Consider the following 12,111-nt stretch of genomic DNA (forward strand, 5'->3'; position numbering starts at 1 on the left):
TCCCGCCGCCCGTTTTTGTTGTGAGTTCTGCCATAGGTAACACCATGAAAGACGGAACTTATTTGACCGGTTTATAAATCTGATCGAATGTGCCGCCATCCCCGAAATGGGCAGGCTGCGCCTTAACCCAGCCACCGAATAACGGGTCATCAATCGTGATGAGCTTGACATCCGTCAGCCATTTACGGTCGGCCTCCGGCACTAATTCAGGCTTTGACGGCCGGTAGAAATGTTTGGCTGCAATCTTCTGCCCCTCTTCGGAATAGAGATAGGTCAGGAAGGCTTCCGCCTGTTTGCGTGTACCTTTGGCATCGACATTTTTGTCCACCACAGCAACCGGCGGCTCGGCGAGAATGGATTGCGGCGGCACGACAATGTCAAAAGAATCCGCTCCGAATTCCGCAACTGACAGATAGGCTTCGTTTTCCCATGCCAGCAGCACATCACCTAACTGGCGTTGTACAAAACTGGTGGTCGAGCCGCGCGCACCGGTATCCAGCACCGGCACATGGCGAAACAGTTCTGTCATATAGGCTTTGACCTTGGCTTCATCGCCGCCATATTCGCTATGCGCCCATGCCCATGCGGCCAGATAATTCCAGCGGGCACCGCCGGAGGTTTTCGGGTTAGGTGTAATCACCTCCACCCCGTCCTTAATCAGATCGCCCCAGTCTTTAATGCCCTTTGGATTGCCCTTACGGGTCAGGAAGACGATGGTTGAAGTGTAAGGCGCGGAATTATTCGGAAATTTCTGCCGCCAGTCCGCATTGATCTTGCCGCTTTTCTCGACAATGGCATCAATATCGCTTTGCAAAGCAAGCGTCACAACATCTGCGGGGATACCGTCAATAACAGAGCGTGCCTGCGCACCGGAGCCGCCATGCGATGTTCGCAGGGTTATCGTCTCACCGGTTTCGGCCTGCCAGTATTTGGCAAAGGCATCGTTAAATTCTTTATATAATTCCCGCGTCGGATCGTAAGAAACATTCAGCAGGGTCTGGGCAGCGGGTGCCTGCACAGGGATGGACACCGCAGATACAGCGATCAGCGCAGCAAAGGCGGAAAAAGTATTTCGCATCAGTATCATCAAGGCCTCCGTTTCATGTTCAAAAACAAACTAACAGAGCCGGAACGGAGAAGGATGCTACAGGAACCTCAATACTCCGCTCCCACGGAAATAATCTTCCTCAGATGAGCGCATTGTAAAATAAAAATTCGCCTTTGCCAAAGACAGTTCAGCGTCCCGCATCAAAAAACCATACGGGGACTGCGCAGACTGCACTTATAGCGCACCTCATAATAAGGATCGACAACCAGTGTCACATCACGGGTTTCACAGCGTTTTCCGGTGGATTTCAGATATTCTTCCGCCACATCGCGGAATACAACCGGCGGCGTGACACCAAGCCCTGTTCCGGTGGAGAAACCTTTGACAAAATTCTGCGTGGCTGTACCTGCCAGCCCCGGCCCGATCAGCAGGCGACTTTCGGTCTGGTTATCGACAATACGATAATTAACACCGCTTTTGCCGACGAATTCAACCGAAGGCAGCCCCTGATATTTGGCTTGTACATAATTCACACCGGCACAACCGGTGAGCACAGCGAGGGCAGCAAACGCACTGATGCGCATGCCCGCAGGGGTGAATATTTTGCGAAATGTCAAACCAGCCTGTATCACGCGCTATAATGCCTTTTCTGCTGAACTATGCTGTCTCTGCTTTTAAATATCTGACAAATAATCATATTAATGCCAGATACGGTTTTTATTGGACGATCAAAATAAGAATCTTATTTTAAATTCCGCAAACAGACCTGTTTTTCTGCCCGCAGGTTCCCTGCCTTCTCTGTAAGTGCTGTAAACGAAAAGGATAAACTGATGCTGAAAGCAATCATCCCATCACTCTCTGCCGGTCTTTTACTTTGCGGTTTTGCAGGCAGTGTTGCCGCGCAGGAAGCTGACGAGATGCAGGCGCTTACCAAAGTGACCTATATATGCGAGCGGAATGTTGAGCTGGATGTTGTCTATATCAACGGTCTGAAAAATGATGAATCAGCAGCTGTTCTTTACACGGAAGGTAAGCTGGTGCCGATGCGTATCTGGCCAGCGGCTTCAGGCGCACGTTATATCGCTCTTGATGAACAGGACAGCTATCGCTGGCATACAAAAGGCGATGAAGGCATTCTGTCGTTTCTTGAAGCCGATGACAGCGCCAAAGAGCAGACATTGTTCAGCAATTGTGTAAACAAGGATAAAGCTGCACAGTAAAATTGAGGCAGGATTTTTCGCTACCCTTAAAGCACACAGACTGCTATTTGTGCCGTCAGACAGCAGTCTTTCTGACCTGCTTTGAATTTTATATGATCCGTTCTCTTACAGGAAAGATGTGAGATGAAACCAGTATTCCTGCAAATCCAGTGCAAACCCGGCACAACCTATGATGTTGCCAAGACGCTCTATGAGCGTGAAATCGCCTCGGAACTTTATTCCACCAGCGGCGAATATGATCTTCTCGCAAAGATCTACATTCAGGAAGGTGATGATATCGGCAAATTTATCAATGATAATGTTCATGATATCCCGCATATCATCCGCTCGCTGACAACGCTGACTTTCAAAGCATTCTGAGTTCAGTCACAGAAACGCCGGTAATATCGACGATGAAGCATTGCCCGTCTCAAACGGGCGATGCTTTTTTATTTTGCGCTGCTGCACGCGAAGAATTTTGCATGTGAGGCAATTTGTACTTTGCACCGTACGCTCGGGTACTGTAAGACATATCTGAAAAGATAACACTGCATTTCTGCAACTTCTGCAAACAGGAGTTTCGCAGCGCTGTTAATGCATAAGGGAATAAGATCATGCCAGCCTATCGCTCAAGAACTTCCACCCACGGCCGCAATATGGCGGGTGCGCGCGGCCTCTGGCGCGCCACAGGCATGAAAGACGGTGATTTTGGCAAGCCGATTATCGCTGTGGTCAACTCCTTTACCCAGTTTGTGCCGGGTCACGTGCATCTGAAAGATCTCGGCCAGATGGTCGCCCGCGAAATCGAAAAAGCAGGCGGCGTTGCCAAGGAGTTCAACACCATTGCCGTTGATGACGGTATCGCCATGGGTCATGACGGCATGCTCTATTCGCTGCCATCACGCGAAATCATCGCCGACTCGGTTGAATATATGGTCAATGCCCATTGCGCCGATGCGATGGTGTGTATTTCCAACTGTGACAAGATCACACCGGGTATGCTGATGGCCGCATTGCGCCTCAATATTCCGGTTGTATTTGTTTCCGGCGGCCCGATGGAAGCCGGTAAAGTTGTCTGGAATGACAAGGTCAAGAAGCTCGATCTGGTTGATGCCATGGTTGCAGCCGCTGACGACAAATATACTGACGAAGAAGTTGACGCGATTGAGCGTTCCGCCTGCCCGACCTGCGGCTCCTGCTCCGGTATGTTCACTGCCAACTCCATGAACTGCCTGACCGAAGCGCTTGGTCTGTCGCTGCCGGGTAACGGTTCGACCCTTGCCACCCATGCGGCACGTAAAGAACTGTTTCTTGAAGCCGGCCGTCTGGTTGTTGACCTCTGCAAGCGCTATTATGAAGGCAATGATGAAAGCGTGCTGCCACGCGCAGTTGCCAGCTTTGCAGCTTTTGAAAATGCCATGACACTGGATATCGCCATGGGCGGCTCCACCAATACCGTGCTGCATTTGCTGGCGGCAGCACATGAAGCGGAAATGGATTTCACCATGTCCGATATTGACCGCCTGTCACGCAAAGTGCCGGTGCTGTGTAAAGTTGCACCTGCCGTGCCGGATGTGCATATGGAAGACGTGCATCGCGCCGGTGGTATTATGGGTATTCTCGGTGAGCTTGACCGCGCGGGCCTGCTCAACACCGATGTCGGCTCAGTGCATTCCGGCACATTGAAAAATGCGCTGGAAAAATGGGATATCAAGCGTTCTTCCGATGAAAGCGTGCATGAGTTCTTCCGTGCAGCTCCGGGTGGTGTTCCGACACAGGCTGCATTCAGCCAGAACCGTTATTTCGACAACACCGACAGCGACCGTGAAAACGGCGTTATCCGCACCAAAGAACATGCCTTCTCACAGGACGGTGGTCTGGCTGTGCTCTACGGCAATCTGGCGGAAGACGGTTGTATCGTTAAAACTGCCGGTGTGGATGACAGCATCCTGACCTTCTCCGGCCCTGCGCGTATTTTTGAAAGTCAGGACAGCGCGGTTCTCGGCATTCTCAACGGCAAGATCAAAGAAGGCGATATTGTTCTGATCCGCTATGAAGGCCCGCGCGGCGGTCCGGGTATGCAGGAAATGCTCTATCCGACCAGCTATCTGAAGTCGAAAGGTCTGGGCAAGGCTTGCGCGCTGATCACTGACGGCCGTTTCTCCGGCGGTTCTTCCGGCCTCTCCATCGGTCACGTTTCACCGGAAGCAGCTGAAGGCGGCCTGATCGGTCTGGTTGAAGAAGGCGATCTGATCGAGATCGACATTCCTAACCGCAAAATTCATCTGGCTGTTGATGATGCTGTTCTGGCAAAGCGCAGTGCAGAGATGGAAGCCAAAGGCATTGCCGCATGGAAGCCGACAGAAGTGCGCAAGCGCAAAGTCACCACAGCACTACGCGCCTATGCAGCCATGGCCACCAGCGCGGCTAAAGGTGCGGTGAGACACGTACCTGAGTAATTCAAACCATACTGAAAAGGCTCCTCCATGGGGCCTTTTCAACATTAAAGCGAATAAGCTGGCTCGGCTTCATAAGCTTTATGAAGCAAATTTATAAATGATTTCGCTTCGGGAATAAGGGTTGATACAATAGCTTTTACCGGTATTGCCGGTGTCCATGAATTCATAACCGCCGCTCCTTTTATCTCAGAAAGCCGCGCAATGGTTATTTCTTCATGGCGTTGAGGAACCCCAAGGCGTTCCAATTGTCGCCGGACAATGCCCATCATTGTCCCCGTCAGCATTTCAGCTATTGGCCAAATAACCGTTTCACCATCCCAAAAAACAATATTCCAGATTGTTGCCTCACTCAGCCGACCCTGCCTATCGACAAATACCGCATCGTCAAACCCTTGCCTGATAGCCTCATGTAAATAGAAGGTTTTACCGGCCTCCCCCACATGTTTTATATTTGCAAGAGGTCTTTCGTGAGTAACCGCACTTAATCGTAAAGGCCCTTGCGGACCATCAGATGGCAATGCTGTACGCACCAGCACAGCAGGCTCTACGTCCATACTCTGCGCCGTAAATTCACCATGACGGGAAAACACCGTCACCATAAGCGACTGATCCTCCGGTCCGGCATTGATTGCAGTTTTGATATAAGATTTCAGCACTTCATCAGATAATGCTCTGCCATAAAAAGCAGCCGATGCAGCTTGCAAGCGAGCCAGATGAAGATCCAACCCCTTCACTTTGCGGTTGCGCACCTGCATAGCAGTAAAATGCGCAAACCCGGAAAAAGCCAGTGGAATGAGCTCTTCTTTTGTTGCAGCAAGGCCATTAATCTGAGCCTGAAATTGTTCAGTTCCTGATGACATTCTATTGCTCCTGAATGATTTCAATGAAGGAGCAAATGCTTTACAGTCTGACAGCACTGTCAGAGTCAAGGGCATTCAATGAAAATCGGAGAACTATCAAAGCGGACAAATGTCACCATACGCATGCTTCGATATTATGAAGCTGAAGGGCTGCTGACACCTCAGCGCTCAACAAGTGGTTATCGGGATTATGATAGTAATGCGGTTCGTACTGTGAAGCGGATCAAACTGCTTGGCGCTGCCGGCATGACACTAACGACTATCCGGCAATTTCTTCCATGTATAAGAGGAGAAAAACCCGTATTTGAGCCTTGCGATGAACTGCGAAAGACCCTGCATGAACAGATTCAGCTGGTCGACCAAAAGACGGCCAAACTAACCAAAAGCAAGAACATGCTGGAGAGCTTTTTACAGGAAATCGACAGCAACTAAAATTTACAACTGCACCGTGGCAAGTGCAGTATAATCACATTCTTCAGACATCAACTCTTATCTGATAAAGCTTTCTCAACCTCCGGCATGAATTGTTTGATCAGACTTTCTGTGCTCAAAGGCCCGACGAATTTATAAACAATCTTGCCTTCGCGGTTGACGATGAAGGTTTCCGGCACGCCGTAAACGCCCCATTCAATACCGGCGCGGCCGGAGCGGTCTGTGCCGACGACATTGTAAGGATTGCCGAGGCTGTTCAGAAAGGCCAGTGCATTTTCCGGCGCGTCTTTATAGTTCAGACCCACCACTTTAATGCGCTTATCCTGCCCCAGCTTCATAATCTGCGGATGCTCATCACGACACGGCACACACCACGATGCCCAGATATTGACCAGCGTCACCTGCCCCTTCAGATCAGCGCCTTTCAAGCCCGGCACCAGCGTTCCGTCAGCCAGCCGTAATCCTTCCAGCGGCGGCAGATCGGTCAGCGGTGCATCGCGCCCGATCAAAGCTGAGGGAATTTCCTGCATATTTTTTCCGCTCAGCAACTGCCATGTAAAAATACCGGCAAGCGCTGCAAAAATAAGCAGCGGCAGAAGCGCCACCACAACGCGTTTTTTATTCTGCGGAGCATCCGTTCCGCCAGATGTCTTCACCGGATCAGTCATTATCAATCAGCCTTTTGCGAGCGGCGGCGAATGCCCTGTTTCTCAAGTCGTGCAAGCTCTGCCCGCAAACGTGTCTGGGTCAGCAATATCCATGCAACAATCGCCACAATCACTGCGGCAGAAACACCATAGGAAATAAGAACATAGCTCAGATGTGTCATGCCGCTTCTCCTGCCGGTTTGCGGTTTTCGCGCTCGGCATTGCGGGCTGCGATCTTGCGCATTGCCGCAATACGGCGGCTGAAAATCTCGTTACGCATTGCCATCAGATGCAGCGTGAAAAACAGCATGGTCATCGCCAGTGCCATTACCAGCAGCGGATAAAGCATGCTTGGCGGCATGGCTGGCCCTTCCATACGCAGAACGGAAGCAGGTTGATGCAATGTGTTCCACCAGTCGACCGAGAATTTGATGATCGGAATATTGATAAAACCAACCAGTGTCAGGACAGCGGCAGCACGCGCAGCTTTTGCCTGATCGTCCATGGCGCGGGTCAGCGCGATGATGCCGAGATACATCAGAAACAGAATGAAAACCGAGGTCAGGCGTGCATCCCAAACCCACCATGTGCCCCACATCGGCTTGCCCCATAGCGATCCGGTAACCAGCGCCAATGCGGTAAACATTGCACCCAGCGGCGCAGCAGCTTTGGCCGAGACATCGGCCAGCGGATGCCGCCAGACCAATGTGCCGAGTGCTGCAATGGTCATCACCGTGTAGCACATCATCGACAGCCACGCGAAAGGCACATGGATGAACATGATCTTCACAGTCAGCCCCTGCTGATAGTCTTCCGGCGCAAACCACACCATATAAAGACCCGCAAGCAATAACAGCACAGTCAGCGCCGACAGCCATGGCAGGATTGCACTGCTCAGGCTCAGAAAACGTGTCGGATTAGCCAGATCAAGCAACGCCTGAAAGCGGCGCGGTGCATCTTTGGATAAGGCTTTATCAGTTGATCGTTCAGTCATAGATACCCGGATATATTTGTAAGCTTAAGCTATCCTTAGAGCGGCCTCACAAGAGACAATGCTCATTTCAGAATATGGGTTTAATCTGTCGAAATTTTCAATGCGAAAGCTGCGGCTAATGGCCCGATAATAGCAGCAATCAGTGTATTCGCCGACAGCATCAGTAAAGGTGAGAGAAAAGCTGCATTTTCGGTCACCGCACCATAGGATGCCGAGACACCGAAAATCAGCACCGGAATGGTCAAAGGCAGGATCATCACCGAGACCAGCAACCCGCCACGCGGCATGGAAACGGCCAGCGCCGCGCCCAATGCGCCGATAAAGATCACCGCCGGTGTGCCGATCAGCAATGTGAGCGCTGTTGCACCGATTGCCAGTGGCTCCATATTCATAATCAGCCCGAGAAACGGCGCGGCAATCACCAGTGGCAAAACCGTTGCTACCCAATGCGCCAGACATTTCACAATCACCGTCAATGTCAGAAAATGACGCTCCCGTGCCATGATCATCACATCCAGCGAGCCGTCTTCACGATCTGCCTGAAACAACCGGTCAAGACCGAGCAGCACCGCCAGAAGTGCACCGAGCCACAACATTGCAGGACCAATACGCGCCAGCAATTTAAGGTCAGGCCCGACAGCAAAAGGCACGACGGCGGCAACAGCCAGATAAAACAGGATGCCGGTTAAAGCACCGCCGCCTGCGCGGATGGCAATACGCAGATCACGCCAGAACAAAGCCTTCATGACAGCCAGCCCTGCGTTTCAGCACTGTGATCGTCAAGTTGGTAATCTTCAAGCCGCAAATGCTGCACTGCATCAGAACCCGCATGTTCCAGACCGAGCGCAATATGCGTGACAGCAACAATCATGCCGCCCTTTTTTAAATGCTCACGCATCACACCGGCAAACATCGCTTGCGCATGGGTGTCCAGACCCGAGGTCGGCTCATCCAGCAGCCATAATGGCCGGTGCGAGCAGAGCAACGTGGCAATGGTCACACGGCGTTTCTGCCCTGTGGAGAGATAGCCGTAAGGCAGATGATCAATATTATAGAGGCCGACAATTTCCAGCGCCTCATCAATATCATGCAGGGGGCTTCCGTGAAAATCCTGCCAGAATTTCAGATTTTCATAAACACTCAGCGCCGGTTTCATTGCATTGAGGGTACTGAGATAATGGCTGTGTGCCATCACCGGCTCCTGCGCCCCATCTATTTCCAGCCAGACCGTACCATCAGAAGCGGGTAAAAGGCCGGCAATGATTCGCAGCAGTGTTGATTTTCCTGCGCCATTCGGCCCTGTGATAATCAAAGCCTGACCATCATTCAGGCTTGCGCACAGAGAGTTGAACAGGAGGTTATCGCCCCGTTCTCCGCTCAGATTTTCCGCAACAAGCCGCATATGGCCTCCGATACCACGTATATTCATCAAATTGTCCGGTTTCCCCTATCAGGAACCCAGACAAAACAAGCCGCAACATTTCGCCGCAACAGCATAATTTTACGCTTTAAGAGTCTGGAACAGTTTTAAAAAACTGACTATATAGCAGCTACCATGCCAGCGGTCGGCGTGGAAACCATTTTTGGCCGATCTCTAAAGCCTGATGTTTGTTAAACAAGTTCCTTGTTAAGCACAGGCCTCGGGACGGACAGCGGAAATGACTGCACCCGCACCTAAGCGCGTCCTTGAAACGCAGCAGAGGCGTTCGTCCTGGTTTTCCGGCCAGTAAGCATGAAGGACGAACATCGTGTCTCACATCGATAGTTTCAAATGCCGTAAGACGCTTACCGTCGACGGCAAAGACTATGTTTATTACAGCCTGACCGAAGCTGAAAAAAACGGTCTTGAAGGCGTATCCAAACTCCCATTCTCCATGAAGGTTCTGCTTGAAAACCTTCTGCGCTTCGAAGATGACCGCAGCGTCAAGAAAGCGGATATCGAGAATATCGCCAAATGGCTCGTTGATCGCGGTTCTGCCGGTGCAGAAATCGCCTATCGCCCTGCCCGCGTGCTGATGCAGGACTTTACCGGCGTTCCTGCCGTTGTTGACCTTGCTGCGATGCGCGATGCCATGGTGGCACTCGGCGGCGATGCAGAAAAAATCAATCCGCTGGTACCGGTTGACCTCGTGATCGATCACTCGGTGATCGTTGACGAATTCGGTAATCCGCAGGCGTTCAAAAACAACGTTGATCTCGAATATCAACGCAATGCCGAGCGTTACCGCTTCCTGAAATGGGGCCAGCAGGCATTCCAGAACTTCCGCGTTGTTCCTCCGGGCACAGGTATCTGCCATCAGGTTAATCTGGAATATCTGGCGCAGGCCGTATGGACCAAAGAAGAAAACGGTGAAACCGTTGCTTATCCTGACACCTGCGTTGGTACAGACAGCCACACAACCATGGTCAACGGCCTTGGCGTTCTTGGCTGGGGTGTTGGTGGTATTGAAGCGGAAGCTTCGATGCTCGGCCAACCGGTTTCCATGCTGCTGCCGGAAGTTATCGGCTTCAAACTGACCGGTAAAGTCAAAGAAGGCGTCACCGCGACTGACCTCGTGCTCACCGTTACCCAGATGCTGCGTAAAAAAGGCGTTGTCGGTAAATTCGTTGAGTTCTTCGGTCCGGGTCTCGACAATATGACCCTTGCAGACCGCGCAACCATTGCCAATATGGGCCCTGAATATGGTGCGACCTGTGGTTTCTTCCCTGTAGACAAAGAAACCCTCAACTACATGAACACAACCGGCCGTGACGAACATCGTCTCAAACTGGTTGAAGCCTATTCCCGTGCACAGGGCATGTGGCGTGAAGCTGACAGCACAGATCCTGTCTTCACAGACATTCTTGAGCTGGATATGGGTGACGTTGTTCCATCCATGGCTGGTCCGAAGCGTCCTGAAGGCCGTATTGCTCTGGAAGGCATTGCTTCCGGTTTCGCGACCTCTCTGGAAAACGAATATAAGAAGACAACCGGTCAGACTGCACGCTACGCTGTTGAAGGCGAAGATTTCGATCTCGGCCACGGCGATGTTGTGATCGCTGCGATCACTTCCTGCACTAACACCTCGAACCCGAGCGTGCTGATTGCTGCAGGTCTTCTTGCCCGTAATGCTGTTGCCAAAGGCCTGAAAACCAAGCCTTGGGTTAAAACATCACTGGCACCTGGTAGCCAAGTTGTTGCTGCCTATCTGGAAAATGCAGGTCTGCAGAAAGATCTCGACGCACTGGGCTTCAACCTGGTTGGCTTCGGTTGCACCACCTGTATCGGTAACTCCGGTCCGCTGCCTGCTCCGATCTCCAAGACCATCAATGAAAAAGGCCTGATCGGCGCTGCTGTTCTCTCCGGTAACCGTAACTTTGAAGGCCGCGTATCGCCTGACGTTCAGGCCAACTATTTGGCATCCCCGCCACTGGTTGTTGCCCACGCTCTGGCCGGTACTGTCACCAAAGATCTGACCAAAGAACCAATCGGTGAAGACAAAGACGGCAACCCTGTATTCCTGCGTGATATCTGGCCTTCATCGGCTGAAATTCAGGAATTCATTGCCAAGAACGTAACGCGTAAGATCTTCTCGGAAAAATATGCCGACGTGTTCAAGGGCGACGAAAACTGGCAGGCCGTTCAGGTACCAGCCGGCCAGACCTATGCATGGGACGATAACTCGACCTATGTGCAGAACCCGCCATATTTCGTAGGCATGGGCAAATCAGCCGGTGAAATCTCCGACATCAAGGGCGCACGCGTGCTCGGCCTGTTCGGCGACAAGATCACCACTGACCACATTTCGCCAGCCGGTTCGATCAAGGCTCAGTCCCCTGCCGGTAAATATCTGCTCGATAACGGCGTTGCGGTTGCAGACTTCAACCAGTACGGTACACGTCGTGGTAACCACGAAGTCATGATGCGCGGTACTTTTGCGAATATCCGTATCCGCAACCACATGCTCGGTGAAAATGGTCGCGAAGGCGGTTACACCATTCACTACCCAAGCAAGGAAGAAACCTCGATCTATGATGCAGCAATGCAGTATAAGGCAGAGGGCGTTCCGCTGGTTGTGTTTGCCGGTGTTGAATATGGTAACGGCTCGTCCCGTGACTGGGCTGCTAAGGGTACCAACCTGCTCGGCGTTAAAGCTGTGATCTCACAGTCTTTCGAGCGTATTCACCGTTCCAACCTCGTGGGCATGGGCATTGTACCATTTGTGTTTGAAGAAGGCACAAGCTGGCAGTCCCTCGGCCTGAAGGGCGACGAAGTGGTTACCATTGAAGGTCTGGCAGATATTCGTCCACGCCAGAAGACCAATGCAACCATCACTTTCGCCGACGGTTCAGTGAAGCAGGTACCTCTGATCTGCCGTATCGATACGCTGGATGAGCTGGACTACATGAAGAACGGCGGCATTCTGCAGACCGTTCTGCGTGATCTGGCCAAAGCCTGATAGCTAAGCGCTTAATATGAATAAAAACACCGC

Annotated in this window: 13 protein-coding genes; 5 read left to right on the plus strand and 8 right to left on the minus strand. The window is 51.7% G+C overall.

Annotated elements, in window-relative coordinates:
- Nucleotides 1-58: 58 nt before the first annotated feature.
- The gene (locus A918_RS0112060) at nucleotides 59-1,078 is read right to left on the minus strand and encodes a sulfate ABC transporter substrate-binding protein (protein WP_075654731.1); all 1,020 of its coding nucleotides are present in this window, start codon (nucleotides 1,076-1,078) and stop codon (nucleotides 59-61) included.
- Between the two features lie 170 nt (nucleotides 1,079-1,248).
- A complete protein-coding gene (locus A918_RS0112065) occupies nucleotides 1,249-1,665 on the minus strand; it encodes a hypothetical protein (protein WP_198013297.1) in 417 nt (138 codons plus the stop codon).
- A 213-nt stretch (nucleotides 1,666-1,878) separates the two neighbouring features.
- On the opposite strand from A918_RS0112065, the gene A918_RS0112070 reads away from it, so the two are divergent.
- The 3 genes from A918_RS0112070 to ilvD all read left to right on the plus strand — a co-directional run bounded on the left by A918_RS0112070 (nucleotide 1,879) and on the right by ilvD (nucleotide 4,706).
- A complete protein-coding gene (locus tag A918_RS0112070) occupies nucleotides 1,879-2,268 on the plus strand; it encodes an MliC family protein (protein ID WP_022711318.1) in 390 nt (129 codons plus the stop codon).
- A 123-nt stretch (nucleotides 2,269-2,391) separates the two neighbouring features.
- Nucleotides 2,392-2,628 (plus strand): Lrp/AsnC ligand binding domain-containing protein, encoded by a 237-nt coding sequence (locus A918_RS0112075; RefSeq protein WP_022711319.1) that lies wholly within the window; start codon nucleotides 2,392-2,394, stop codon nucleotides 2,626-2,628.
- 233 nt (nucleotides 2,629-2,861) lie between these two features.
- The gene (ilvD, locus tag A918_RS0112080; protein WP_022711320.1) at nucleotides 2,862-4,706 is read left to right on the plus strand and encodes a dihydroxy-acid dehydratase; all 1,845 of its coding nucleotides are present in this window, start codon (nucleotides 2,862-2,864) and stop codon (nucleotides 4,704-4,706) included.
- A 44-nt stretch (nucleotides 4,707-4,750) separates the two neighbouring features.
- Here ilvD and A918_RS0112085 read toward each other — a convergent pair whose 3' ends face one another.
- Nucleotides 4,751-5,566: an aminotransferase class IV family protein gene (locus A918_RS0112085; RefSeq protein ID WP_022711321.1), complete on the minus strand. Its 816-nt coding sequence runs from the start codon at nucleotides 5,564-5,566 to the stop codon at nucleotides 4,751-4,753.
- Nucleotides 5,567-5,644: 78 nt separating this feature from the next.
- On the opposite strand from A918_RS0112085, the gene A918_RS0112090 reads away from it, so the two are divergent.
- Nucleotides 5,645-5,998 carry a MerR family transcriptional regulator gene (locus A918_RS0112090; RefSeq protein WP_022711322.1) on the plus strand — a complete coding sequence of 118 codons (354 nt, stop codon included), beginning with the start codon at nucleotides 5,645-5,647 and terminating at the stop codon, nucleotides 5,996-5,998.
- A gap of 50 nt (nucleotides 5,999-6,048) precedes the next feature.
- Here A918_RS0112090 and A918_RS0112095 read toward each other — a convergent pair whose 3' ends face one another.
- The 5 genes from A918_RS0112095 to ccmA form a co-directional block, all read right to left on the minus strand.
- Nucleotides 6,049-6,666, minus strand: coding sequence for a DsbE family thiol:disulfide interchange protein (locus tag A918_RS0112095; protein ID WP_022711323.1), 618 nt, complete (start codon nucleotides 6,664-6,666; stop codon nucleotides 6,049-6,051).
- Nucleotides 6,667-6,668: 2 nt separating this feature from the next.
- Nucleotides 6,669-6,827: a heme exporter protein CcmD gene (gene ccmD, locus A918_RS21530; protein ID WP_022711324.1), complete on the minus strand. Its 159-nt coding sequence runs from the start codon at nucleotides 6,825-6,827 to the stop codon at nucleotides 6,669-6,671.
- Nucleotides 6,824-7,639 carry a heme ABC transporter permease gene (locus A918_RS0112105; protein ID WP_022711325.1) on the minus strand — a complete coding sequence of 272 codons (816 nt, stop codon included), beginning with the start codon at nucleotides 7,637-7,639 and terminating at the stop codon, nucleotides 6,824-6,826. Before A918_RS0112105 ends, ccmD begins: the two co-directional genes overlap by 4 nt.
- Before the next feature lie 80 nt (nucleotides 7,640-7,719).
- Nucleotides 7,720-8,385, minus strand: coding sequence for a heme exporter protein CcmB (ccmB, locus tag A918_RS0112110; protein WP_022711326.1), 666 nt, complete (start codon nucleotides 8,383-8,385; stop codon nucleotides 7,720-7,722).
- Entirely contained in the window at nucleotides 8,382-9,041 is a 660-nt protein-coding gene (gene ccmA, locus A918_RS20315; protein WP_084664795.1) for a heme ABC exporter ATP-binding protein CcmA, read from the minus strand. The genes ccmB and ccmA overlap by 4 nt, the downstream gene beginning before the upstream one ends.
- Nucleotides 9,042-9,387: 346 nt before the next feature.
- Between ccmA and acnA the strand changes: the two genes are divergently transcribed.
- Nucleotides 9,388-12,078: an aconitate hydratase AcnA gene (gene acnA / locus A918_RS0112120; protein WP_022711328.1), complete on the plus strand. Its 2,691-nt coding sequence runs from the start codon at nucleotides 9,388-9,390 to the stop codon at nucleotides 12,076-12,078.
- The last annotated feature ends 33 nt before the right edge of the window (nucleotides 12,079-12,111 follow it).

It is taken from the genome of Pseudochrobactrum sp. AO18b, assembly GCF_000409565.1.
Lineage (GTDB): Bacteria > Pseudomonadota > Alphaproteobacteria > Rhizobiales > Rhizobiaceae > Pseudochrobactrum > Pseudochrobactrum saccharolyticum.

Excerpts from the sequence above, each read along its gene's own strand:
- A918_RS0112085 (WP_022711321.1), bottom strand. The coding sequence starts at position 5,566 with ATGTCATCAGGAACTGAACAATTTCAGGCTCAGATTAATGGCCTTGCT.
- A918_RS0112095 (WP_022711323.1), bottom strand. The coding sequence starts at position 6,666 with ATGACTGATCCGGTGAAGACATCTGGCGGAACGGATGCTCCGCAGAAT.
- ccmA (WP_084664795.1), bottom strand. The coding sequence starts at position 9,041 with ATGCGGCTTGTTGCGGAAAATCTGAGCGGAGAACGGGGCGATAACCTC.
- A918_RS0112060 (WP_075654731.1), bottom strand. The coding sequence starts at position 1,078 with ATGCGAAATACTTTTTCCGCCTTTGCTGCGCTGATCGCTGTATCTGCG.
- A918_RS0112090 (WP_022711322.1), top strand. The coding sequence starts at position 5,645 with ATGAAAATCGGAGAACTATCAAAGCGGACAAATGTCACCATACGCATG.
- ccmB (WP_022711326.1), bottom strand. The coding sequence starts at position 8,385 with ATGAAGGCTTTGTTCTGGCGTGATCTGCGTATTGCCATCCGCGCAGGC.
- ccmD (WP_022711324.1), bottom strand. The coding sequence starts at position 6,827 with ATGACACATCTGAGCTATGTTCTTATTTCCTATGGTGTTTCTGCCGCA.
- ilvD (WP_022711320.1), top strand. The coding sequence starts at position 2,862 with ATGCCAGCCTATCGCTCAAGAACTTCCACCCACGGCCGCAATATGGCG.
- A918_RS0112075 (WP_022711319.1), top strand. The coding sequence starts at position 2,392 with ATGAAACCAGTATTCCTGCAAATCCAGTGCAAACCCGGCACAACCTAT.
- A918_RS0112105 (WP_022711325.1), bottom strand. The coding sequence starts at position 7,639 with ATGACTGAACGATCAACTGATAAAGCCTTATCCAAAGATGCACCGCGC.
- A918_RS0112070 (WP_022711318.1), top strand. The coding sequence starts at position 1,879 with ATGCTGAAAGCAATCATCCCATCACTCTCTGCCGGTCTTTTACTTTGC.